Genomic DNA, 25,569 nt, shown 5'->3' with positions numbered 1-25,569 from the left:
AAATGCTACCTCCTTTTTTATATTTTAACATACTTCATCTATCATATAGTAATATTTTTATTATATATTTAGACCATATTTAAATAAAAATTTAATAAAATATAATATTTGTACCAAAAAAAACATAGTGCTATAATGTTTTAGATAGGAGATGAGTTTAATGAGTAAAGTTGATATTATATCTGGCTTTCTTGGTGCCGGTAAAACAACGTTTATAAAAAAATTAATTAAGGAAGTATACCAAGATGAACAAATTGTATTGATTGAAAATGAATTTGGAGAAATCGGTATTGATGGTACATTTATGAATAATAGCGGCATAGAAGTAACTGAAATCAATTCTGGATGTATTTGTTGTAGCTTGGTTGGTGATTTTGAGGTATCATTAAAAGAGGTTTTAGAAACATATCATCCTGATCGAATTATTATTGAACCTTCAGGAGTAGGTAAATTATCTGATGTAATCAAAGCAGTTAATAATATTTCTAGTGATAAATTAGTTTTAGATAATTATATAACTGTAATTGATGCTAAAAAATGTCGTTTATATACTAAAAATTTTGGAGAATTCTTTAATAATCAAATTAAATATGCTTCATTGATTATTTTAAGCAGAACTCAAGATATTAGTGATTTCCAATTAGATGAATGCATCAAAATCATAAAAAAATATAATGATCATGTAAATATTATCACTACTCCTTGGCTTCAACTAACTAAACAAGCAATCACTAATGCCTTTAGTAATACCACTCTTCAAAGTGATTTATTGAAACAAGTAAATGAAGATCATGAATGTTGTCATCACGATCATCACGAGCACCATGAATGTTGCCATCATGAACATCACCAAGATCATGATCACCATGCCGATGAAGTATTTACTAGCTGGGGCATTCAAACACCTAAAAAATACTCAAAAATACAACTTGAAGCTATTTTAAAAAAACTAAGTGAACATAGTGAATATGGTAATATATTAAGAGCTAAGGGATATGTTGATAGTAGTGAGGGTAAGTGGTTATATTTTGATTTAGTTCCAGGTGAATATCAAATTCGCACAGGACAAGCTGATTTTACTGGAAGAATTTGTGTTATTGGTGAAAATTTAAATGATGATAAATTATCAGTTTTATTTGATGAGGTAAATTAATGGAAACACGTGTTTATATTTTTGCTGGATTTCTTGATAGTGGAAAAACTTCATTTATCAATGATACTTTAATGAATCCTGATTTCTATAGTGGTGAAGATACTTTATTGATTAGCTTTGAAGAAGGTGAAGTTTCATACAACGAAACATATTTAAAAAAGTCAAATACTGCCTTAGAAATATTAGACTATGAAAAATTTACCACTTTACAATTAAAGCAATTAGAATTAAAATATCGTCCTACTCAAATCATCATTGAAGCAAATGGAATGATGGATTTAAATGTTTTTGTAAAAGAAAAAATTCCAGAGAATTGGAATGTTGTACAAGTATTGACTACTATTAATGCAAATACTTTTAGTATGTATTTAAATAATATGCGTTCTTTAGTATATGGTCAAATTGTATTTAGTGACCTAGTTATTTTTAATCGTTATGATAAAAGTATTAAAAAATCAATGCTTAGAAATAATGTTAAAGCAATTAACAGCAACACTCAAATTATTTATGAATTTGAAAATGGTACCATTGATACAACCAATATTATTGATGATTTACCATTTGATGTTAATAAAGATTATTTAGAAATAGAAGACCATAATTTTGGTATTTTCTGCATGGATGCTATGGATCATCCAGATAAATATGTAAATAAAACAGTTAAATTGAAAGGTAAATTTATTGGTTTGGATCGTTTAATCGAAAATGGTTTTATTTTAGGTCGACAAGCTTTAGTTTGCTGTGAAGAAGATACATCATTAATTGGGATGGTTTGTATTAGTCCTCTTGCAAGTAAACTTATTCCTGAAGAATGGATTGTTGTTGAAGGAAAAATATCTACTAGTTATGATCAAGAATATCAAAAAGATATTCCTATTTTAACAGTTGAACAGTTAAAAGTAGTCCCTCCATTAAAAAATCAATATGTAACTTTTGATTAATAAAAACAGCCTAAGCTGTTTTTATTTTTTTTCTTCCAAAACTTTTTTAATATAATATGATAAAATATATGGCACCTTTTCTTCAAAAGTATCTAATTGGCAATTCAATAATTCCTTTATTTTATTCATTCGATAATTAATAGTATTTCGATGCATATATAAATTTTTAGCCATTGTTAGTTGACTTTCCCCATAAATTAAATAATAAAATAATGTTTTCTCCAATTCTCCATGATGTTTTTGATCATAATCTATTAATGGTTGCAATAATCGATGATACATTTCAATTAATATTTGTTTATCTTCAATTGAAAAAAGAATCTGATACACTCCCATATCCTCAAAAAACACTATTGGTAACTTAAATTGCATTGCCATTAAAACCGCTGCCTTAGCACGTTTATAACTTAAATAAACCTGTCCAAGATCTTTCATTTGACTACCTATTCCCAAATATACTCTTTTATCATCAATTCGCTTTTTAGACCGTTTATGCATTTTATTAATTATCACTTTTAATTCATCTTCCTTAAGATTATTAACTATCAAAACAAAGTATTCATCATACCAAAAAAAAGCATACGAACTATCAATTTTCTCAAAACATAATTCTATTTGAAAAGCTATTTTTCTTCTTTCAATAGCATTAAAATTATCCGATCCTTCTACCTTAATTAAAACGACTTGAAAATCACCATCAACATCAAACGCACTCATTAATTGAGATCTTGCCTCTTCAATTATCTGGTTATTAGTCAAAATTTCTTGAAAAAGTTTAGATAGTTCTCGGTCTTCTTTTTCAGAATATAAACAACGCATACAAAAATCTTTAATCAAATCGGCAAGATGAACTTCCCATGGTATTGTTAAAAGAGGAAACTCTTGCTCATTACAATAATCAATAATCGGCAATGGTATTTCAAATATATACTTGCCGATATTTATAATCAAACCAACACTATTATACTTTATTAAACATTTAATAAGCATAAAAAGTTCCTCTTCACTTTGAAATCCATGACCAGTCGTTACAACTAATTCTTTACCCCATAGCTGTTGAATTATTGTTGTATCTTCAATCATATGTACCCAACTAATTGTATTACTACATCCTTCTTGCCCCGCTAATAATTTTAAATGATACTGTTCTTGACTTTGGTTTAAAGCATCCGCTAATGTAAATCCCATATAGTACACCTCCTATTAATATTTTATCATTATTTGTGCATAATGCACAAATAAACTTTATTTTTTTATAATATTTGTCTATTTTATTATTAAAACAATGTTATATAATAATATTGTATTAAAAATAAGACATTTAGGAGGGATTTGTATGAACAGTATGTATGGTTATTTTGTAGTTGATAATAATTACGATAATTATCCTTCATGGATAAAAAGTGAAAACTATATTTTTTGTGAAAATTTCTCAAAGATCTTAAACTATTTTAAAAAAAGATAATAACTATTACCACTAACTAAATAATATTTCTAAAATAAAAACTACCGATATAATGTATTTCACATTAATTATCGGTAGTTTTATTTTATTGAACTGCAAAAGTTAATTCAGCTTTACAAACAACTTTACCATTTACTTTTGCTATTGCATCACCAATTCCAATTGGTCCTTTTTGTTTAGTTAAAACACATTCCATTTCTAATACATCACCTGGTACAACTTGCCCTTTAAATTTACATTTATTAATTCCCCCAAAGAAAGCAATTTTACCTTTATTTTCTTCTTTAGAAAGAATTGCAATACAACCAACTTGTGCCAATGCCTCAACAATCAAAACCCCAGGCATAACATGATGTTGTGGAAAATGTCCACAAAAGTGCATTTCATTTACACTAACACATTTGATTCCTTTTGCCCATTGACCTGGCTGATAATCAGTAATACGGTCAACTAAGGCAAATGGATAACGATGTGGATTGATTTCTTGAATTTGATTACTATTTAATTCCATCTTCTATTCTCCATATTTCTTAAATACAATTGTAGCATTATGTCCACCAAACCCCAATGAATTTGACATAGCTACATTTACTTCTTGTTTTCTTCCTTTATTAGGTACAATATCTAAATCGCAAAGTGGATCAGGTGTTGTGTAATTAATTGTTGGAGGGATAAATCCTTCTTCAATTGCTTTAACACAAATAACTCCTTCAATTCCTCCTGCCGCACCTAAACAATGTCCTGTATTTCCTTTAGTTGAAGAAACAGCAACGCTATTGGCTGCATCTTTTAATGCAGTTTTAATTGCCATAGTTTCACCTTTATCATTTAATGGTGTACTTGTACCATGAGCATTAATATAAGTTACATCTTCAGGTTTAATATTTGCATCTTCTAAAGCGTTGATCATTGCCTTAGCACCACCTGAACCATCTTCTAAAGGAGCAGTAATATGATGGGCATCACAACTAACTCCATAACCAATCATTTCACAGTAAATATGAGCACCTCTTGCTTTTGCATGTTCTAATTCTTCAAGAACAATTATTCCAGCACCTTCACCCATAACAAAACCACTGCGATTTGCATCAAAAGGAATTGATGCATGATTTGGATCATTGTTATCACAAAGAGCTTTCATTGAAGAGAAACCACCAATTCCAAGTGGTGTAATACTAGCTTCAGCTCCACCAGCAACAATAATATCTTGATATCCATCACGAATATTTCTAAAAGCATCACCAATTGCATTTGTTCCTCCAGCACATGCTGTAACTGGACAAGTACAAATTCCTTTAGCACCAAGTTCGATTGCAATATTTCCAGCCGCTAAGTTAGTAATTGCCATTGGCACAAAGAAAGGTGATACACGATCATATCCTTTTTCTAATCCTTTGCTATGATCTTTTTCAATTGTAGCAAGACCACCAATTCCACTAGAAACTACTACTCCAAAACGATCTGCATTAATATCTTCTATTTTTAATCCAGAATCTTTAAAAGCTTCTTTTGCAGCAATTACACCAAATTGAGTGAATCGATCCATTTTACGAATTGCTTTTTTATCTAAATAATCTGCTGGATTAAAATCTTTAACTTCACCTGCAATTTTAACTCTTGTTAATTCTTTATCATAATTAGTTATTTCAGCAATTCCGCAAACACCATCTTTAATACTTTTCCAAGTTTCTTCTACATTATGACCAATTGCATTAATTGCTCCTAATCCAGTAACTACAACTCTTCTTCTTTCCATCATATCTCTCCTTACATCGCCATTCCACCATCAACATGAATAGTTTGACCAGTAATATATTTTGCATCATCACTAGCTAAGAAAACTACAGTATTAGCAATATCGCTAACTTCACCAAAAACACCTAATGGAATTTGTTTAGCCATGCTATCTTTAATATCATCTGGTAAAACATCAGTCATCGCTGTTTTAATAAAACCAGGAGCAATAGCATTAACAGTAATTCCACGACTTCCAACTTCACGTGCTAAAGACATTGTCATCCCAATAATTCCAGCCTTACTAGCAGAATAATTTACTTGACCTGCATTTCCCATTACTCCAACTACAGAAGACATTGAAATAATTCTTCCATAACGTTGTTTCATCATGATTTTAGTAGCATGTTTCATACAATTCCATGTACCTTTTAAATTAACATCAATAACAGCATCAAAATCATTTTCTTTCATTCTCATTAATAATCCATCTTTAGTAATACCAGCATTATTAACTAAAACATCAACTCTTCCAAATTCTTTTACAACATCTTTAAACATTTTTTCAGTTTCTTCAAATGAAGCAACATTAGCTTGTACCAACATAACAGTTGCTCCTAAACTTTCTAATTCAGCTTTTGTTGCTTTAGCAATTGCTTCATTATCACCAAAATCAACATAATTAACAACTATCTTAGCTCCCTCTCGAGCACATGTTAAACAGATTTCTTTACCAATCCCTTGGGCTCCACCTGTTACTAAAACCACTTTATCTTTTAATCTCATGTTATTCTCCTTTTAACCCCATTAATGTTTTTTCTAATGATGCTTGATCTTCAACTTGATATGTTTTAATACTCTTATCTATTTTTCTAATAAATCCACTTAATACTTTTCCCGGACCAATTTCAATAATTGTATCCACCCCTTTAGAAATCATATAACGGATACTATCTTCAAAATAAACTGATGACATAACTTGTTTTTCTAACATCTTTGCAATACTAGTGCCAGGCTCTAATTCTTTTGCAGAACTATTAAATACAACTGGTATTTGCATTTCATTAAAAGTTACAGTAGTAAACTTTTCTTTAAGTTCTTTACTTGCTGGAGCTAATAATTCAGTATGGAATGGTCCACTAGTATTCAAAGGAATTGCACGACATGCTCCTTTTTCCAATGCTAACTCACTAGCTTTAGTTACGGCATCTACTTCTCCGGCAATAACTAATTGGCCAGGACAATTATAATTAGCAATCGCAACAAAACCTAAATCTTTAGCTTCATTAACCGCTTCATTTAACAATTCACGATCTAAACCAATAATTGCAAACATCTTACTTTCTATTCCTGCTGCAGCTCTTTCCATAGCTTGACCACGGAAACGAACTAAATCAATTGCATCGTTATCAGTTAATACACCAGCAGCATTTAATGCTGAATATTCACCTAAACTCAATCCTGCAACATAATCAGGTACAATTCCATTTTCCTTCAATAATCTTGTAGCAATTATCGCAACAGTAACCATACATGGTTGTGTATTACTAGTTTTTGATAATTCTTCAATTGGACCTTCAAAACATATTTTTTTTACATCAATATCTAAATCAATATTATCAAATACATCTTTAGCTATTTGATAATTATCATAAAATGATTTACCCATTCCAACTACTTGGCTACCTTGACCAGCATAAACAAATCCTATTTTACTCATTATTTAAGTCCCTCTTTCAATTCATCCATTAATTCTTTTACTGATACAATTTTATCATTATGATATCCGTTACTACCACTAAAAACTAATCCTTCATCAAGATTACCCTTTACAGCATTAATTAAAGCATCACTTATACAATAAGGAGTAGTTTTAATATCACATGGTACTAAACAATTATAACATCTTTTTACCGGAATTCGCTCACCAGCTTTTAATTTTTCAGTAAGTTTAGTCATAATTGCTCTACCTGGCATTCCTACTGGAGACTTAACAATTTCAATATCCTCTTTTTTAGCATCGATAAATGCCTGTTTATATTTATCACTTGCATCACATTCTTTAGTACAAATAAAGCGTGTTGCCATTTGTACCCCATCTACACCTAAATCTAAATACTCTTGAATATCTTTACTATCATAAATACCACCTGCAACAAAAATCGGTATTTCTTTTTGATATTTTTCAATAAAAGGTTGAATCGTTTCTTTTACTTCTTTAAAAATATCAGCCAATTTAGCTGTTGTTTTATTCAAAACATCTTCTTTATGAAAACCTAAATGACCACCTGCTTCACTACCTTCAATAACAATAAAGTCAGGTATCACCTTAAACTTACGATCCCATGTTTTACAAATCAATTTAGCTGCTTTTCCACTTGAAACAATTGGTGCTAACTTAATTTTAGTATCTTTTACTAATCCTGGTAAATTCAACGGTAATCCAGCCCCTGAAATAATTGCATCAATTTTATTTTTTACTGCAACTTCCACCATTCCTGCATAATCAGTAAGAGCAACCATTGCATTAATTGCAACTATTCCTTTACCTTTTGCAATCTCCTTTGCTTTTTGAATTTCATTAGCTAATTCTCGGCGATTAGCTTCTACAGTATTTTTTTCAAAATCTGCAGCTCGATATCCAGGTTGAGCCGTAGAAATAACTCCCATTCCTCCATTTAAAGCAACATTTCCTGCTAAATTTCCAAGTGAAATACCTACACCCATACCACCTTGAATTATCGGTACTTCTAGAGTCATTTCACCAATTTTTACGCTTTTCATATTTAAAACTCACTTTCTAGTCTTTTAAACTCTTGATTACAATCATCAAATAACTCTTTAATTATTGTCGCTACTGGTTTAATTTCATTTACCATTCCGGCAACTTGTCCTGCCATTAATGAACCAGTATCTATATCACCTTCAAGAACTGCTCTTTTTAAAGAACCTAGAGTATATTTTTCAAGTTCCATCATATCAGCACCCTCTTTTTCACGCTTGATATATTCTTTGGCCATCTTGTTTTTAATAATTCTAACTGGTGTCCCTGCAATTCTTCCTGTTACAGTTGTACTTGTATCTTTAGCTTTGATAATTGCTTGTTTATAATTATCATGAATTGGACATTCTTCACTTGCAAGTAAGCATGTTCCTACTTGTACCCCACATGCACCAAGAGCATAAGCTGCTAATAATTGTTTACCACTAGCAATTCCTCCAGCAGCAACAACCGGAACATTTACAGCCTCAACAACTTGAGGAACTAAAGACATTGTTGTTAATTCTCCAATATGTCCTCCTGCTTCTGTACCTTCAACAATAATTGCATCAACATTATATTTTTCTAAACGTTTAGCCAATGTAACACTTGGTACTACAGGTAAAACTTTAATTCCAGCTGCTTTCCATGCTTCAATATATTTACCAGGATTTCCAGCTCCAGTTGTTACAATTGGAACTTTTTCATCAATTACTAATTGAGCCATTTCATCAGCACAAGGATTAATTAACATAATATTTACACCAAATGGTTTATCAGTTAAACTACGACAAATTTCAATATTCTTTTTTAAAGTAGCTGTATCCATACCACCAGCTCCAATTAAACCTAAAGCCCCAGCATTTGATACACTAGCAGCAAATTCACCAGTTGCGATATTTGCCATTCCTCCTTGAATTAAAGGATATTTAATATTTAATATTTCATTTAATTTCATTTTTTAACTCCATTCTATCAATGTTGCACCCCAAGTTAAACCGCCACCAAAACCGACACAAATAATTTTATCTCCAGGATTCAACATTCCTTTTTCATTCATTTCACCTAATGCAAGTGGAATACTTGCTGCAGATGTATTTCCATATTCTTGTAAATTCATATAAAACTTTTCTTCAGTGGATTTCATTTTTTTATAAACATTTCTAATAATTCGATAATTTGCCTGATGACAAACTACATATTTAATATCATCAAGCGTTAGTGAAGTTTTTTCTAAAACAGCATCAATGCTTTCAGGAATTACTTTAACAGCAAATTTGAAAACATCTTGACCAGCCATTGTAAGATAATGATTATTTTCATTTTTATTAATTGCTGGAGCTTTTAATGCCTCTAAATTACCTGATGAATTGCAGTAACTAGCAAATATTCCGGTTCCTTTAGAAACAACAATCGCTCCTGCTCCATCGCCAAATAATACACATGTATTACGGTCTGTAAAATCAATAATTTTTGAAATTTCTTCACTACCAATTATTAAAGCATATTTATCATCCAAACTTTGTAATAATGAATGTGCAACAGTCAATGCATAAACAAATCCACTACAAGCTGCATTCAAATCAAAACACATTACTTCTTGTTCATTTAACCCTAAACGTTCTTGAATTAAACAAGCCATACTAGGGGTAAAATAATCAGGTGTCATTGTTGCACAAATAATTAAACCAATTTTATTTTTATCAATTTTTTCAATTGCCTTTAAAGCTGCCTGATACCCTAAATCCATACAGCTTTCATTTTCTACAATATGTCTTTTCTTTATTCCTGTCCTAGAAACAATCCACTCATCTGATGTTTCAACCATTTGCTCTAGGTCAAAATTATCAAGAACTTTTTGTGGTGCATAATATCCAGTTGACAACACTTTTAACCCATTCATATAATCTCCTAATATTTTTCTTTGACGTCTTCAAAGAAATAAACCAATTGCTGTAAAGATTTTATCAATAATTCATCATCAAGAACATGACTATCTTCACAAACTTTATTAACCATTTCTTCATGAAATTCTCTGTGAACTTTACAAGCACGATTACCTTTAGTCGTTAATTCAACTCTAATAATTCGTCGGTCAAGATCATCTTTACGACGCTTTACATAGCCTTTAACTTCCAATTTTTTTATTGCTGTTGTAATAGTTCCATTTGTTAATGTTGCTTTTGAAGCAATATTAGACATTGCAGGATTCGGTAAAGAACTAATTACATCAATTATGTGTAATTCTGATAAACTTAAATCCTCTATACCCTTACCTGACATATAGCGTCCTTCAATATCTAATATTTGATTAAATAATCTTACAAACAAATGATTAATTAATTCTCGATTTAAAATATCGCGATTAGTCATTAGTAATTCGACCCATTTCTCTAAATTTATTATATCGTTTAGTTATTAAAGAAGTTTTAGATAATTTCATTAATTCCTCTAGACTATCACGAATATATATTCTTAAGCGTTTATATACATATTCACGATTTTTAGTAATTCCACCGCGGGGTTCTTTAATAATCTTATCGATAATTTTCATCTCATATAAATCAGCAGAAGTCATTTTCATTAATTCAGCTGCTTCACTAACTCGACTACCATTTTTATCTTTCCATAAAATCGAAGCAAAACCTTCTGGTGATAAAACCGAATAAACACTATTTTCAAGCATTACCATACGATCACCAATACTTAATGCTAAAGCTCCACCGCTACCACCTTCACCAATTACAATAACAATAATTGGTACTGTTAGCTTCGACATTTCCATTAAATTACGGGCTATTGCTTCTCCAATTCCATGTTTTTCAGCCTTAAGTCCAGGATAAGCCCCTGGCGTATCTACAAAAGTAATAATTGGGCGATTAAATTTCTCTGCTTGTTTCATCAATCTCATTGCTTTACGATAACCCTCTGGTGACGACATTCCAAAATTACATTTTAAATTTTCTTCCAAAGTTCTACCTTTAAGATGACCAATTACAGTACATGGAATATTATTAAACATTGCTAATCCACCAACAATTGAACCATCATCTTTATATAGACGATCACCATGTAATTCAATAAAATCATCAAAAAGATTTTCAATATATTCATAAACATTTGGTCGATCAGCTTTACGTGCTAAATAAACACGATCATAAGCACTTATATTTCGATAAGCCTCCGCTTCAAGTTTAGCTTTTGTATTTTCTAAATCTTGAATCTGTAAAGTATGATCAATTTCTTGATCATCTTTTAACTTTAACAATTCCAATTCAATTTCTTTAATTTTAATCTCTTTTTCCTGAAGTGACATTATTGAACCCCCCGGCTATGCATTTTTAATAATTTAATAATTGTATTTCGCATATCTTTACGTTCTACAATCATATCAATAAACCCTTGATCTTGCATAAATTCTGTTTTTTGAAAACCATCTGGTAATTTCTGTTTTATTGTTGATTCAATTACTCGCGGTCCTGCAAAACCAATTAAAGCATCAGGTTCACCAATAATAATATCACCAAGCATTGCAAATGAAGCAGTTACTCCTCCATATGTTGGATTAGTAATATAAGATATATACAATAATCCTGCATCATTATGTCTTGCTAATGCTGCACTAGTTTTTGCCATTTGCATCAAAGAAATAATCCCCTCTTGCATTCTCGCTCCTCCAGAAGTAGTAAAAATAATCAGTGGCGTTTTTCTTTTTGTTGCATGTTCAATTGCTCTAGTTATTTTTTCACCAACTGCTCCAGACATACTTCCTACTAAAAAGCGTGCATCCATAACACAAACGACTACTTTTCTTCCATCAATTTTTCCTGTAGCACAAACAACTGCTTCGTCAAGACCAGTTGTTTGTTTTAATTTAGCTAATTTATCTTTATAGCCAGGAAACATCAAGGGATCATTAGATTTTATATATTGGTATAATTCTTTATATTTTCCCCCATCATATAAAAGATTTAAACGCGTATAAGCTCTCATTTTTAAATGAGCCCCACAAGCTGGACAAACATAATAATTTTCTTTAAGATCTTCACTTAAAATTGATTCTCCACATGTATCACATTTAGTATACAAACCATCTGGTACATCAATTCTTTTTTTATCCTGTAGTTTATTACGAAATGACTTAAATAAATTTAATTTCTCTTTTCGCTCTTTAAATAATTCTTCCATTTATTATCCCACCAACTTATCTAAGTTATTTTCAATAAAACTTGTATCAAAGTTTCCTTTTACATACTCTCCCGTATGTAAAATTAAATATTGTAATTCTTGATTAGTATCTATTCCATCAATCACCAATTCAGCTAAAACTCGACGCATTCTTCGAATCGCTTCTAAACGATTTGATCCATGAACAATAACTTTTGCAATCATTGAATCATAATGAGATGATACTTTATACCCTTGATACAATGCTGTGTCAATTCTAACCCCTAGTCCTCCAGGTAAATGTAAACTATTTACTGTCCCTGGACAAGGTCTAAATCCCTCTTTAGGGTTTTCAGCATTAATACGACATTCAATAGCATGACCATTTAAATGAATATCACTTTGTTTATAAGTTAATTTTTGATTAGCAGCTATTCTAATTTGTTCCTTGATTAAATCTACGCCAGTTATCATTTCAGTAATTGGATGTTCTACTTGAATACGCGTATTCATCTCAATGAAATAATAATTGCCATCTTGATCTAGAACATACTCAATCGTTCCTGCATTTCGATATCCAGCACCTTTAGCTGCTTTAATAGCATCTTCTCCCATTTTTTGTCTTAATAAAGGTGTTAAGGCTTTACTTGGTGCTTCTTCAATCATTTTTTGATTACGACGTTGAATTGAACAATCACGTTCTCCTAAATGAATAACATTGCCATAATTATCAGCTAAAATTTGGAATTCAATATGCTTTGGGTTCAAAATCAATTTTTCAATATACATATCATCATCTCCAAAACATGCTTTAGCTTCTGCCTTAGCTGTTAAATATGCATCATCAAATTCATCTTCACTAAAAGCCTTACGCATTCCACGTCCGCCACCTCCAGCTGAAGCTTTAATTAAAACTGGAAAACCAATTTCCTTAGCTACTTTTCTAGCATCTTCTAAAGTATTAACACTTCCATCACTTCCAGGAACTACCGGAACATTAGCTTCAATCATCTTTTGACGTGCCATACTTTTATTCCCCATCATATCTATAATATCACCACTTGGTCCAATAAAAGTCATTCCACATTCTTCAACCAATCGAGCAAATGTTGAATTTTCAGATAAAAAACCAAAACCTGGATGAATAGCATCACATCCAAGAGCAGTAGCTGCACTTAATATATTTTTCATATTCAAGTAACTATCTGTTGCTTTAGCTGAACCAATACAAACTGCATGATCTGCTAATTGTACATGTAACGAAGTACTATCAACATTAGAATAAATAGCTACAGCTTCAATTCCTAACTCCTGACAAGTTCGAATAATTCTTACCGCGATTTCGCCACGGTTGGCAATTAAAATTCGTTTAAACATACTTACTACCCTTCAATAATCATTAATACTTGATCATATTCTACCAAATCTTCAGTATTTGCCATAATTGCTGTTACTGTACCATCAATCGGTGCTTTAATTTCATTCATTACTTTCATCGCTTCAACAATACATAACACTTGTCCTGCTTTTACTTTACTACCTACTTCAACATATGGTTTAGCTGTTGGTGAACTAGCTGCATAAAACACCCCTACAATCGGTGATTTAACTGGTGTTCCTGATACCACTGGTTCTTCTTTAGCTTCAACAGGTGCTGCTTGGTTAACAGGGGCTTGTACCACTGGAGTTGCAACTGGTGCACTAACTACATTAACAGGTGCTACAGGTGCTTTTTCTAATTCCAATTTAACATCTTCCATTTCCACTTTCATTTTAAAAACTTCTGAATTTTCAAATTCACTGATAAGTTGTTTTACTAAATCAATTTTCATAACTTTCTCCTTTGTTTTGAGTATCAAAGTAAATTTCATTAAAAAATAAATGTTCATAGTTTGAACATCAAAATATTTTTTTGTAAAATTATTACCCAGTTAAACTGGGTAATAAAATTAAGCATTAGCTTTAATATAATCTACGATATCTTGTACTGTTTTGATTTCAGCAGCTTTTTCATCAGGAATTTCGATATCGAATTCTTCTTCAACAGCCATAATTAATTCAACTGCATCTAATGAATCAGCTTCTAAATCTTCTTTTAAATTAGCTTCTAAAGTTACTGCATCTTCATCGCAACTTAAAGAATCTACAATTATTTCTTTTACTTTTTCAAATTCTGCGTTCACGTTTATATCCTCCTCGTGTATATTACGCGTACATTATAACAAAATCAAAATATTTGTAAATAGTTTGATGTTCAAAATTTTTGTCAAAATATAAAAAAATGCCTGAAACACTAATAAAATCAATCATTTTATTAAAATTTTTTTATTACACAATCATATTTTTTACAATATTTTATATTATTATCTTCCTTCAAAAAACAAATTACTTATCTAAAAAACATAATATTAACACTTATTACACTAAACTACCTAAATTAAATACTTTCTACTTTATCTTTTAAAAAATATTTACAACAACTTTCAATTTGTTCCATTTTCATTTTACTATCAAGATTTTTATAATCCAATCTTCTAATTAACTTTTCAAGAAAACTATATTTACTTACATATTCAAAACTATACGTAAAATTCAATCCAAAAACTAGAGCTAAAAAAGATACCCAACGATCCAAATCAGTCTTTCGATTAATACTCAAAATAGTTTGCTGTTGCATAAATGTTTCAAAAATATCATCACTAATCATATCATTTTCCAAAACATTTTGACTAACATCCAAAAATGCTTCAAACGATTCTAATAATCCTGTATTAAAAATATCAATCTTATCCCCATCTCGAATAATTTGACAATGAAGATATGTATGATTATCTAAATCCGGTTCAATTTCATATTTATTATGATTAAATACTGCTGTTTTAATTAATGAATAATATTGCTTATCAATATCAAATAACTCAATTAAACCATCATTAAATAATATCTCAATTCCCAAAGCAGCATGATCAACTGTTTTATTATCAATAAAACTATCATATCTTCGTAATTGTTCAAATCTACCAATATCATGAAGTAAGCCTATCAATCCCGCTAGTTCAATATCTTCTTGTTCTAATTTTAAACTTTCTGCTATTTCTTGACAACGTTGCATAACACGATAAGTATGGCTTATCTTCAATGCAACTTTATCATCATTTATATTATATTTATGAACATAGTGATTAAATACTTGTTGTGCTTTTTTTAAATCAATCATTTTCTTCACCCAAATATATTATACTCAAATAAAAACTCTTTTACTATATAATCGACATTATTTTTTATATCAGCAAATAATTCTTTTCTTTACCACCTATAATATGCTATATTTATAGCCAAGGATGTGATCAAATGAAATTAAGACCTACAACAATTAATGACTTACCTGAAGTTATTGAAATAATCAATCAGGCAAAACTATATTTTAAAAACGAAGGAATCGATCAATGGCAAGATGGTTATCCCAATGAAGATTCAATTATTAATGATATTAATCAAAATGAAGCATATGTACTAGAAAATAACGGTAAAATTCTTGCAACTACAATGATTTCAAGTAATATTGAACCTACCTATAATTATATCGAGGGTAACTGGTTACAAAATGATAAATATATGGTCATTCATAGAATTGCCATACGTAATGATCAAAAAGGTAAAGGACTAGCTAAGATTATTATCGATGAAGCGTTGAAACTTCATCCAGATATCCATAGTATTCGTATTGATACTCATGATGATAATTTATCGATGCAACGTTTTTTAATTAAATATGGTTTTACATATTGTGGTACAATTTATCTTGAAAACAAAAGTACCCGTCGTGCTTATGAAAAAGTTTTTTAATTTAAGATAGTTATTTATTCTATGCATATTTTTAATAATTAAGCATATTTTTAAATATGTTTAAGGAGGTAAATATGTGGAAGAATACGGATTAATGATTTTAGATAATGTCGGTGGTATGGATTCAAAAGTGTCTACTATTAGTCAATATATGTATAACTATATTATTATTGATGATAGTTTTCGTGAATTAAAAACACTTTTTTTAGACATGGCTAAAGATGAAATGAAACATTTAAATATTTTAATGACCTTGGCTTTAACTTTAAATATGAATCCTAGATGGTGGACTTGTTTAAATGATCAATGTTGTTATTGGTCTCCATCTTATTTAAATTATAGTCGTCAAATTACAAATATTATTATTAACGCATTAGAAATGGAATATAAAATGATCAACAAATTATTATATCAAGTCAATATAATTGATGATCCAAAAATTATTTCTATTTTAAATCAAATTATCTACGACAACAAAAAACATATAACACTACTTAAAAAATGGGAGACTAAATTAGTTAGATAAACTAACTAATTAATCTTCCATCTTTTAATAATTGCAACAATTCTAGATTTTGTGTTGCACTACCAACATAATTATTTATACCATTCAATCTTGCTATCCTACTTCTATTTTCAAAACTAATATCTTCTCCAATTTGTTTTAGTGCATTAACAAAACTATCACCTACATAATCAGGATTCGATAAATAATTTATTTTCCCTTCAATTACCTGATCATTTACCCATCCTTGATCTTCACCAATCAAATAAGGATTTCGAGCATTTTTTACAACCTTAGTAATTCTTCCAACATTTCGATACGGTCTTAAAGGATTCGTTGACTCGCTTGTTAAAAAAACATAATTAAACCTTACATTATCTCCTACTTTATATCTTTCTACCGGAATATTTTTATTAAAGTTATTTTTTCCAGCTTCACTAATAATTTTTGGAAAATCTTTATAACAATAATTCAAATCAACTATCGTTGATATTCCTTCAACCCAACCGGTAGAAGAATATTGCCACATATCATAATCCTTATCAAAATTCAATTCTGCGGCATAATTAGCGACCCAGCGAGTATATTTATCAAAAATTTCACTAGTCAATTTTGTCTTCCACCAATATAAAGATGCATACATTCCTACAAAATAGCCATTTGCTTCTAATTCGTCAGCAAATGCCTTTGCGATATTTGCAATTACCTCATTTGATTGTCTTCCAGTTGTATTTTCGTCTTCTAAATCATAATATACTGGATATGCCATTTTATAATCTTTAACTAATCTCATAACATGACGAGCTTCACCTCTGGCATCTTCAACATTTTTAGCATATGAATATAAATATACTCCAAAAGGAATATTTAACCTAGTACACTCATCAGCATTACGTTTAAATAATTCATCATCTTGTCCAATTATATCCTGACCATATCCACATCGAATAATGGCAAAGTCAATATGATTTTTAACAACTTCCCAATTAATCAAACCTTGATATTGCGAAACATCAATTCCATTTGTTAACACATCTCTTCGTAACATTATTTTTCCTCCCATATAAATATATGATTAATTATAAAAAAATGTGTGAATTTTACATCAGTATTTTTATTTATTTTATAAATGTGTTATAATCACTCTGTTATGTTTTAACGAGATATATTTTTCAATTTAATATAACTTATAATGGAGGTAATAAAATGAAAAAACTGTTTATTTCTGCCCTTGGGGTATGTACAACATTAACATTAGTTGTTTCTCCATCTTCAATCAAAGCAACAGACTTTGAAGGACAAGAAGACAAGTATATGAAAATATGTTCTTCTTCTAATTTATCAGATAGTAATGTAAATACATGTAGAGAATTTAATTCATATTTAAAAAAGAAAAATAAAAACTTAACAAATCAAGTTAATAGTGCAAAATCAATCGTATCTGATACTAAAGCTAGTCTTGATAGTATTAGTGCTGAAATTACAACATTAAATGATCAAATTGCACAAAAGGAAGCTGAGATCAGTTATTTAGAAACTTCTATTTCTAACTTAGAAGCTAGTATTGAAAAAAAAGAAATTGAATTAAAAGATCGTATGTATTCCATGCAATCATATATGAATGATAATTCATACATAGAATATATATTTGGAGCTGCTGATTTTTCAGATATGTATTCAAGAATTGAAAGTATTAATGAATTGACTGCATATGATAAAGACCTAGTATCGCAATTAGCTGATGAAAAAGAGCAAGTCAAATCACAAAAAGATACTGTAGAAAGCGTAAAAGCCAATATTGAAAATCAACGAGAATCTAAAAAAACATTACAAGAACAATTCCAAGCATTATATATTAAACAAAATGCTGAAGTAATCGCCCAAGAAAAAGCTGCTTTACAAGCACAATATCAAAGCGATGAAATCGATGACAATCTAGCTGCTTTTGCTGCAGCTGTTAAAGAATCTGAAGTTTCTGATGGCAGTGTTATTTCAGGTGACTTGGAGATCGGAAATAAAATTGCAAATATGGCTTTAAGTAGACGTGGTAGCCCTTATGTATACGGTGCTTGCCATAGCATGTCAGAAATAGCTAATCCAAACCAATCGAGATTCGACTGTTCTGGTCTAGTTAACTGGGCTTTCTATCAATCAGGTGTAAACATTGGTAGCAACAGTACAAAAACATTGGCTAATAAAGGAGTTAGTGTATCACGTAGTAGTATGCAAGCTGGTGATATTATCTTATTTAGTAGCAATGGCAGTGCCAGTGGTATCCATCATGTAGGTATCTATATTGGTGGAGGAAATATGGTGCATGCTCCACAAACTGGTGACGTTGTAAAAATTGCTTCACTTAATAGTTCTTATTATCAGGCTCATTGGTATGATGTAAGAAGATTATATTAGATAAGCAACTTTGCTTATCTTTTTATTTAAATAATAAATTTCATAATTAGTATTTACTTATAACTTTATTTATAGGATAATTATTTTGTATCGAGGTGATTAAATGAAATTAAAAAAACTAATATCGTCATTGTTAGCATTGACAATCTTTTTATCAACATATTCAGGTATCATTCAAGTAAAAGCTATTGACTTTGAAGGTAATGAAGATAAATATATGAATCTATGCTCTTCATCAAATATCTCTAGAAGCAATAAATCTACTTGTGATCAATTCAATAAATATTTAAAACAAAAAAATAAAGATTTAAACTCTCAACTAGCAAATCAAAAACAAGCAGCTAGTGATACTAAAGCTACATTAGAAAGTGTACAAAAAGAATTAGAAACAATTAATCAACAAATTAGTGATAGAGAAGCAGAAATAAATTATTTAACTACTACTATTAATAATTTGCAAGCAAACATCGAAAAAAATAATCAAATATTAAGAGACCGTATGTATGCAATGCAATCATACACTAATGAAAATACATATATTGATTTTATTTTTGGTGCATCAAGTTTTTCTGATATGTTCTCTCGAATTGAAGGCTTTAATGAATTAACTAAAAATGATCAAGATTTAATTAAAGAACTTAGTGAACAAAGAGAACAAGTCAAAGAGCAACAAAAAACTTTAGAAGATGCCAAAGCTGTTTTAGTTAGTCAACAAAACGAACAAAAAGCTTTGCAAACTCAATACACTGCATTATTAGAAAAACAAAATAAGGATATTGCATATACTCAAAATGCAATCTATGACTATGGAGAAATGACCGAAGAATTAAATGCTGCTATTGAAGAATTCAATAAAAACGCATATGAAACCCCTACTCCTACTCCACCACCACCTGTTAATAATGGTGGAAATAACAATAGCAACAACGGTAACAACAATAATGACAATAATGATAGCAGTGATGAAAATGTTCCTCCAAGTGTTGGAGACTTAGGTGAAAGAATTTATGCTGCTGCCTACGCTAAACTAGGTAAATTATATTGGTGGGGAAAATCAGGTCCTGACTATTTTGATTGTTCTGGTCTTGTTTATTGGTCATTAAAACAGGCTGGTGTTTCTGGTGGTCGTGGAACTGCTGCTAGTTATTCACAGAAATGGTCAGCAGTTAGTTTCAACAATTCACAAACAGGTGATTTAGTATGCTTTGGTAGTCCCGCATATCATATTGGAATAGTAATTGTTAATGGTGATGGTAGTCGTTCTATGATTCATGCTGGTGGTGGAGATAGTTCTACTCATGGTAATGATCCAGATGCTAAAGTAAAAATTTCTTCAATAGAACCAGGTTCATATTATTATTCTAGAATTTCTACAATTAGAAGAGTTAGTTAACACTGATTTTAAAATCAGTGTTTTTTTAATTTACTTATTCAAATACATCAAATATAATGATATAATCTTCCAAAGAATGGGGGTTATTATGAAATACATACATCAATTTTTAATTATTATAACTATTTCTTTTATGGGTGAATTATTAAGTATATTATTACCTTTGCCAATACCTGCAAGTGTATATGGTTTAATAATTATGCTTATTTGCTTATTTACAAAAATTATTAAATTAAATCAAATTGAAGATGCTGCTAATTGGCTGATAATTATTATGCCTTTATTATTTGTTCCTTCAGCCGTTAGTTTAATTAATGTTGCTGATACACTGTTACAAGATATTTTAATTATCAGTGTAATTACTTTAGTTAGTACTATTATTGTAATGGTTGTAACAGGTAAAATCGCTCAATTAATTATCGAAAGAAAGGAACAAAATAAAAATGGATAAAGTATTTATAGAGACTGTATATTTTGGAATTGTAATAAGTTTATTAACATATTGGGTTGCAACAAAAATAAGAAAAAAATTTCCCTATCCAATATTTAATCCATTATTGATTAGTGCAATTATTACAATTACTATTTTAATTATTTTTGATATTGATTTTGAAACATATAATCAAGGTGCCAAGTTCATTACTATGTTACTAACACCTTCTACAGTTTGTTTAGCTGTACCATTATATAAACAAATACGAATATTAATTAAATATTTAGATGCTATTTTAATTAGTATTTTTGCTGGTACTATTGCTGGTATGTTTTCAATCTTTATTATGTGTTTATTAATGAAAGCAGATCCTACTATTTACTATTCTTTATTACCTAAATCAATTACTACTGCCATTGCAATTGGTGTAGCTGATAAAATTGGCGGTATTTCTACAATTACTGTTGGTGTTGTAATTGTTACTGGTATTCTAGGTGCCATTATTGCAAAAAGCATTTTCAAACTATTTAGAATTAAACATCCTGTTGCAATTGGTTTATCGCTAGGTAACGGTGCCCATGCAATTGGTACAGCAAAAGCTATTGAATTTGGAGAAATCGAAGGTGCGATGAGTAGTTTATCTATTGTTATAGCTGGCCTAATAACAGTAATAGTAGCACCAATTATGTCTTCATTACTTTAATCTAAAAGATTGTAAGAAATAATTCTTACAATCTTTTAATTTAGAATAATAAAAAGGTTGGATTTTACTCCAACCTCTAATATTTAACTTAATTATTTAGTTAATTCAGCAAAATATTTAATTGTTCTAACCATGTTAGAAGTGTATGAATTTTCATTATCATACCAAGCAACTGTTTGAACTTCAGTAGTTCCGTTATCTAATGGTTTAACCATAGTTTGAGTTGCATCAAATAAAGAACCATATGTAATTCCGATAATATCAGAAGATACTAATTGTTCTTCAGTATATCCAAATGATGGAGTAGTTGCTGCTTTCATAGCTGCATTTACTTGTTCAACTGTTACTTCACCTTCAACAACTGAAGTTAAGATAGTAGTTGATCCTGTAGGAACAGGTACACGTTGTGCTGAACCGATTAATTTTCCATTTAATTCTGGAATTACTAATCCGATTGCTTTAGCTGCACCAGTTGAGTTAGGTACAATGTTAACTGCAGCAGCACGTGCTCTTCTTAAATCACCTTTTCTATGAGGTCCATCTAATACCATTTGATCTCCAGTGTAAGCATGTACTGTTAACATGATACCTGATTTAATTGGAGCTAATTTATTTAAAGCGTTAGCCATAGGTGCTAAACAGTTAGTTGTACAAGATGCTGCAGAGATGATTGTATCATCAGCAGTTAAGATGTTTTCATTTACACCAAATACAACTGTTGGTAAGTCATTTCCTGCTGGAGCAGAAATAACAACTTTTTTAGCTCCTGCATCGATATGAGCTTGAGATTTAGCTTTAGAAGTATAGAAACCTGTACATTCTAATACTACGTCTACACCTAATTCACCCCAAGGTAATTTAGAAGCATCTGCTTCTGCGTAGATTTTAATTTCTTTTCCATCTACAGTGATTGATCCTTCACCAGCTTCAACTGTATCAGCTAATGCATATCTACCTTGTGCTGAATCATATTTTAATAAGTGTGCTAACATTTTTGGATCTGTTAAGTCGTTAATTGCAACAACTTCATATCCTTCAGCACCAAACATTTGTCTGAATGCAAGACGTCCAATACGTCCGAATCCATTAATAGCTACTTTTACTGCCATTCTATATATTCCTCCTTGAATCATTTTATGAACTTATTATATTCCAGAAATTGAAGAAAAGCAACTAATGAAACGGTTTTCATTTAAAAAATTTATCTTTTTATCATAAAGTAAAACTATTAGTACTTTTATCTACAAATATCTCGGGAGTTTGACAGTCATAATTGAAAAAAATTCAAAAAGCATTGATAGATGCTTTATTTTTTTGTCAACTTTTTTGTTATTTTATATCGTATTTTTTCGTATCTTGTGTTATAATATTTATATATTTTGGAGGTCTTTTATGCGTATCAATATTTCCAAATCTAAAAATCATGAATTTATCTATATTATCAGGGATATTTATAATAATGGTTCCCGTACTACTAAAATTTATCAAAAGCTTGGTAAGATCGAAGATCTCTGTTCTGAAAAAAACATGTCCAGAGATGAAGTCATTACCTGGGCAAAGAATTATGCTAAGGAACTGACTGTCAAAGACAATGACATCAATCAGGATACTATCATCCCCTTTGTCCCTACCAGAATCATCGATAAGGACGTTCAAAGAAAATTTAACTGCGGCTACCTTTTTCTTCAGTATATTTATTATCAGCTCCGCCTCGATAATATCTGCAGGAATATAAAAAACCGGCACCAGTTCAGCTATGATATCAATGCTGTTCTTTCTGATCTGATTTATTCAAGGATTCTATGTCCTTCAAGCAAGCGTTCTTCTTATGAGTTTTCTTCGACTCTGTTAGAAAAAACTAAATATGAGCTTCACGATGTTTATCGGGCTCTGTCTGTACTGGCAGAAGAATCTGACTATATTCAGTCTGAACTCTATAAAAACAGCCATTTTATAAAAACAAGAAATACCGGTGCATTATATTATGACTGCACTAATTACTATTTTGAAATTGAAGATGATGATGATTTCAGAAAATATGGTAAAAGCAAAGAAAATAGACCTAATCCAGTTGTAGGTATGGGACTTATGATGGATGGAGATGGTATTCCATTGGCTTTTGATCTATATGAAGGAAACAGGAACGAACAGACAACCTTGAAGCCTCTTGAAGAAAGAATTATCAAGGATTTTGAACTTTCAAAATTCATTTACTGCAGTGATGCCGGTCTTGCCTCTAAAACCAACAAGAAATTCAACAGCATACAGGATAGAGCATATATCATCACTCAGTCACTGAAGAAACTCAAAAAGGATGACAGGGAAGTTGCATTAAAACATAGCGGTTTCTATGAAATCGGTGTTGAAAACAGTCATAGGATCAATATTGATGAGATCGATTTCAGCGACGAGAAAAACCAAAACAGGATATTCTATAAGGAAATGCCCTTGGAAAGTCCTTTAGAGGAAAGACTTATCATTACATATTCACCTAAATATGCAAGCTATCAAAAGAAAATAAGAAACAGGCAGATCGAACGCGCAAGCAGGATGATAAATAAAAAAGGAAAATTGAAAAAGAACAGAAAGAATCCAAATGATCCTGCAAGATTTATTGAAAAACATACAACTGACAAAAACGGTGAAATCATAGAAGAATATTTTGCATTAAATCACGAAAAAATTCATGAAGAAGAGATGTATGATGGATTTTATGCCATTACTACAAATCTTGAAGATGACAATGTAAATGAGATCATCAAGGTTTCAGAAAGAAGATGGCAGATAGAGGAATGCTTCAGAATCATGAAAACAGATTTCAAAGCAAGACCGGTATATTTACAGAACAAAGAAAGAATCAAGGCGCATTTTCTCACATGTTTTATTTCATTGATCATTTATAGGCTATTGGCAGATAAACTGGAAAATAAATACACAGTAAATGAAATATTGAAAACACTAAGAGAAATGGAAGTGATAGATACCCAGTATAACGGTTATATACCAGCATATAAAAGAACACAGATAACGGATGAACTTCATCAGCTGTTCGGTTTTAGAACGGATTATGAGATAATTGGAAAGAAAAAAATGAGAAATATAATAAAAAATACGAAAATCAGATAATTTACGCATATTCAATACAAAAGAAAAAATCCAAAAAGTGCTGATATATTCAATACTTTATGGATTTTTTTATATTTACAACTGTCAAAGACGGGATTATATTCCAGAAATTGAAGAAAAGCAACTAATGAAACGGTTTTCATTTAAAAAATTTATCTTTTTATCATAAAGTAAAACTATTAGTACTTTTATCTACAAATATCTCAACTATATTTAAAATTATTTAGATAAAATATCTTTAACTAACATATGTTATTCGATTTTTTATATCGTTCATAAAAATAATTTTAATCAAATACATATTAAAATGAATAATTAAAAATTTAATATCTATACTTAAATATGGAGGTATAATATGCATTTAATTCCAACAGTTATTGAAAAAACAAATCAACGTGAATATGCTTATGACATATATTCTAGATTGCTAGAAGATCGTATTATCTTATTAACTGGCACTATTGATGACAAAATGGCAAGTAGTATTGTTGGTCAACTTCTTTATTTGGAATCAATTGATAACAGTGCTGATATCTATATGTATATAAATTCCCCAGGTGGCAGTATCAATGCCGGTATGGCTATATATGATACTATGAATTTTATAAAGTGTGATGTTTCGACTATTGTAATTGGCATGGCTGCAAGTATGGCCGCTTTTTTGCTAAGTGCTGGTACAAAAGGGAAACGTTGTAGCTTACCAAACAGTGAAATCATGATTCATCAACCACTTGGAGCATTCGAAGGACAAGCCAGTGATATTGAAATCAGTGCCAAAAGGATTCTAAAACAAAAAGAAAAATTAAATAAACTTTTAAGCAAAAATACAAATCAACCATTATCAAAAATAATTACAGATACCGATCGCGATTACTTTCTAGAACCCAATGAAGCTTTAGTCTATGGTATAATTGATGAAATAATATAAAAGCT

General features: G+C 30.2%; 28 protein-coding genes. 11 read left to right on the top strand and 17 right to left on the bottom strand.

What is annotated here, in order from left to right; translation table 11 throughout:
• Positions 1-160: 160 nt before the first annotated feature.
• Together NQ543_RS01330 and NQ543_RS01325 are read left to right on the top strand one after the other, a co-directional pair.
• Positions 161-1,153: a CobW family GTP-binding protein gene (locus NQ543_RS01330; RefSeq protein WP_004610602.1), complete on the top strand. Its 993-nt coding sequence runs from the start codon at positions 161-163 to the stop codon at positions 1,151-1,153.
• Positions 1,153-2,094 (top strand): TIGR03943 family putative permease subunit, encoded by a 942-nt coding sequence (locus tag NQ543_RS01325; protein WP_004610603.1) that lies wholly within the window; start codon positions 1,153-1,155, stop codon positions 2,092-2,094. Before NQ543_RS01330 ends, NQ543_RS01325 begins: the two co-directional genes overlap by 1 nt.
• Positions 2,095-2,115: 21 nt before the next feature.
• On the opposite strand, the gene NQ543_RS01320 is transcribed toward NQ543_RS01325, so the two are convergent.
• Positions 2,116-3,282 (bottom strand): PucR family transcriptional regulator, encoded by a 1,167-nt coding sequence (locus NQ543_RS01320; protein ID WP_004610604.1) that lies wholly within the window; start codon positions 3,280-3,282, stop codon positions 2,116-2,118.
• Positions 3,283-3,430: 148 nt separating this feature from the next.
• On the opposite strand from NQ543_RS01320, the gene NQ543_RS01315 reads away from it, so the two are divergent.
• Positions 3,431-3,559: a hypothetical protein gene (locus NQ543_RS01315; protein ID WP_259295640.1), complete on the top strand. Its 129-nt coding sequence runs from the start codon at positions 3,431-3,433 to the stop codon at positions 3,557-3,559.
• 85 nt (positions 3,560-3,644) lie between these two features.
• On the opposite strand, the gene fabZ is transcribed toward NQ543_RS01315, so the two are convergent.
• From fabZ to NQ543_RS01245, 14 genes are all read right to left on the bottom strand, one after another.
• A complete protein-coding gene (fabZ, locus tag NQ543_RS01310; RefSeq protein WP_004610605.1) occupies positions 3,645-4,070 on the bottom strand; it encodes a 3-hydroxyacyl-ACP dehydratase FabZ in 426 nt (141 codons plus the stop codon).
• 3 nt (positions 4,071-4,073) lie between these two features.
• Complete coding sequence (gene fabF, locus NQ543_RS01305; protein ID WP_039904721.1) at positions 4,074-5,315, bottom strand: beta-ketoacyl-ACP synthase II; 1,242 nt, start codon at positions 5,313-5,315, stop codon at positions 4,074-4,076.
• 11 nt (positions 5,316-5,326) lie between these two features.
• A complete protein-coding gene (gene fabG, locus NQ543_RS01300) occupies positions 5,327-6,079 on the bottom strand; it encodes a 3-oxoacyl-[acyl-carrier-protein] reductase (RefSeq protein ID WP_004610607.1) in 753 nt (250 codons plus the stop codon).
• Between the two features lies 1 nt (position 6,080).
• Positions 6,081-7,013 carry an ACP S-malonyltransferase gene (fabD, locus tag NQ543_RS01295; protein ID WP_004610608.1) on the bottom strand — a complete coding sequence of 311 codons (933 nt, stop codon included), beginning with the start codon at positions 7,011-7,013 and terminating at the stop codon, positions 6,081-6,083.
• Complete coding sequence (locus NQ543_RS01290) at positions 7,013-8,077, bottom strand: NAD(P)H-dependent flavin oxidoreductase (RefSeq protein ID WP_004610609.1); 1,065 nt, start codon at positions 8,075-8,077, stop codon at positions 7,013-7,015. Before NQ543_RS01290 ends, fabD begins: the two co-directional genes overlap by 1 nt.
• 2 nt (positions 8,078-8,079) lie before the next feature.
• Complete coding sequence (locus NQ543_RS01285) at positions 8,080-9,012, bottom strand: DUF561 domain-containing protein (RefSeq protein WP_004610610.1); 933 nt, start codon at positions 9,010-9,012, stop codon at positions 8,080-8,082.
• Between the two features lie 3 nt (positions 9,013-9,015).
• Positions 9,016-9,957, bottom strand: coding sequence for a beta-ketoacyl-ACP synthase III (locus NQ543_RS01280; RefSeq protein WP_004610611.1), 942 nt, complete (start codon positions 9,955-9,957; stop codon positions 9,016-9,018).
• 8 nt (positions 9,958-9,965) lie between these two features.
• Positions 9,966-10,427, bottom strand: coding sequence for a MarR family winged helix-turn-helix transcriptional regulator (locus tag NQ543_RS01275; protein ID WP_004610612.1), 462 nt, complete (start codon positions 10,425-10,427; stop codon positions 9,966-9,968).
• Positions 10,420-11,370 carry an acetyl-CoA carboxylase carboxyltransferase subunit alpha gene (locus NQ543_RS01270; protein ID WP_004610613.1) on the bottom strand — a complete coding sequence of 317 codons (951 nt, stop codon included), beginning with the start codon at positions 11,368-11,370 and terminating at the stop codon, positions 10,420-10,422. The genes NQ543_RS01275 and NQ543_RS01270 overlap by 8 nt, the downstream gene beginning before the upstream one ends.
• Entirely contained in the window at positions 11,370-12,242 is an 873-nt protein-coding gene (gene accD, locus NQ543_RS01265; protein WP_004610614.1) for an acetyl-CoA carboxylase, carboxyltransferase subunit beta, read from the bottom strand. Before accD ends, NQ543_RS01270 begins: the two co-directional genes overlap by 1 nt.
• A gap of 3 nt (positions 12,243-12,245) precedes the next feature.
• Positions 12,246-13,598 carry an acetyl-CoA carboxylase biotin carboxylase subunit gene (locus NQ543_RS01260; RefSeq protein WP_004610615.1) on the bottom strand — a complete coding sequence of 451 codons (1,353 nt, stop codon included), beginning with the start codon at positions 13,596-13,598 and terminating at the stop codon, positions 12,246-12,248.
• Between the two features lie 5 nt (positions 13,599-13,603).
• Entirely contained in the window at positions 13,604-14,053 is a 450-nt protein-coding gene (gene accB / locus NQ543_RS01255; protein ID WP_039904723.1) for an acetyl-CoA carboxylase biotin carboxyl carrier protein, read from the bottom strand.
• Positions 14,054-14,170: 117 nt separating this feature from the next.
• Entirely contained in the window at positions 14,171-14,404 is a 234-nt protein-coding gene (acpP, locus tag NQ543_RS01250) for an acyl carrier protein (RefSeq protein WP_004610617.1), read from the bottom strand.
• A gap of 254 nt (positions 14,405-14,658) precedes the next feature.
• On the bottom strand, positions 14,659-15,438 hold the full coding sequence (locus tag NQ543_RS01245) for an HD domain-containing protein (protein ID WP_004610618.1): 780 nt from the start codon (positions 15,436-15,438) through the stop codon (positions 14,659-14,661).
• A gap of 134 nt (positions 15,439-15,572) precedes the next feature.
• Here NQ543_RS01245 and NQ543_RS01240 point away from each other — a divergent pair, with 134 nt between their 5' ends.
• Positions 15,573-16,067, top strand: coding sequence for a GNAT family N-acetyltransferase (locus NQ543_RS01240; protein WP_004610619.1), 495 nt, complete (start codon positions 15,573-15,575; stop codon positions 16,065-16,067).
• Positions 16,068-16,143: 76 nt separating this feature from the next.
• On the top strand, positions 16,144-16,593 hold the full coding sequence (locus NQ543_RS01235; RefSeq protein WP_004610620.1) for a ferritin family protein: 450 nt from the start codon (positions 16,144-16,146) through the stop codon (positions 16,591-16,593).
• A gap of 1 nt (position 16,594) precedes the next feature.
• On the opposite strand, the gene NQ543_RS01230 is transcribed toward NQ543_RS01235, so the two are convergent.
• Positions 16,595-17,620, bottom strand: coding sequence for a glycoside hydrolase family 25 protein (locus tag NQ543_RS01230; protein WP_230197320.1), 1,026 nt, complete (start codon positions 17,618-17,620; stop codon positions 16,595-16,597).
• Positions 17,621-17,778: 158 nt separating this feature from the next.
• Here NQ543_RS01230 and NQ543_RS01225 point away from each other — a divergent pair, with 158 nt between their 5' ends.
• From NQ543_RS01225 to NQ543_RS01210, 4 genes are all read left to right on the top strand, one after another.
• Positions 17,779-18,981, top strand: a complete 1,203-nt coding sequence (locus tag NQ543_RS01225) for a C40 family peptidase (protein ID WP_004610622.1) — start codon at positions 17,779-17,781, stop codon at positions 18,979-18,981.
• A gap of 103 nt (positions 18,982-19,084) precedes the next feature.
• Positions 19,085-20,374 (top strand): coiled-coil domain-containing protein, encoded by a 1,290-nt coding sequence (locus NQ543_RS01220; protein ID WP_004610623.1) that lies wholly within the window; start codon positions 19,085-19,087, stop codon positions 20,372-20,374.
• An 88-nt stretch (positions 20,375-20,462) separates the two neighbouring features.
• On the top strand, positions 20,463-20,825 hold the full coding sequence (locus NQ543_RS01215) for a CidA/LrgA family protein (RefSeq protein WP_039904725.1): 363 nt from the start codon (positions 20,463-20,465) through the stop codon (positions 20,823-20,825).
• On the top strand, positions 20,818-21,510 hold the full coding sequence (locus NQ543_RS01210) for an LrgB family protein (protein ID WP_004610625.1): 693 nt from the start codon (positions 20,818-20,820) through the stop codon (positions 21,508-21,510). Before NQ543_RS01215 ends, NQ543_RS01210 begins: the two co-directional genes overlap by 8 nt.
• A gap of 92 nt (positions 21,511-21,602) precedes the next feature.
• On the opposite strand, the gene gap is transcribed toward NQ543_RS01210, so the two are convergent.
• The gene (gap, locus tag NQ543_RS01205; protein WP_039904727.1) at positions 21,603-22,619 is read right to left on the bottom strand and encodes a type I glyceraldehyde-3-phosphate dehydrogenase; all 1,017 of its coding nucleotides are present in this window, start codon (positions 22,617-22,619) and stop codon (positions 21,603-21,605) included.
• A gap of 283 nt (positions 22,620-22,902) precedes the next feature.
• On the opposite strand from gap, the gene NQ543_RS01200 reads away from it, so the two are divergent.
• Entirely contained in the window at positions 22,903-24,636 is a 1,734-nt protein-coding gene (locus NQ543_RS01200; protein ID WP_004608716.1) for an IS1634 family transposase, read from the top strand.
• 355 nt (positions 24,637-24,991) lie between these two features.
• Complete coding sequence (locus NQ543_RS01195; RefSeq protein ID WP_004610628.1) at positions 24,992-25,564, top strand: ATP-dependent Clp protease proteolytic subunit; 573 nt, start codon at positions 24,992-24,994, stop codon at positions 25,562-25,564.
• Positions 25,565-25,569 lie beyond the last annotated feature (5 nt).

The sequence above is a fragment of the Thomasclavelia spiroformis DSM 1552 genome, assembly GCF_025149465.1.
In the GTDB taxonomy this organism is placed as follows: domain Bacteria; phylum Bacillota_I; class Bacilli_A; order Erysipelotrichales; family Coprobacillaceae; genus Thomasclavelia; species Thomasclavelia spiroformis.
Note: the sequence above shows the minus strand (reverse complement) of the source record. Positions and strands in the feature narration are given on the sequence as shown.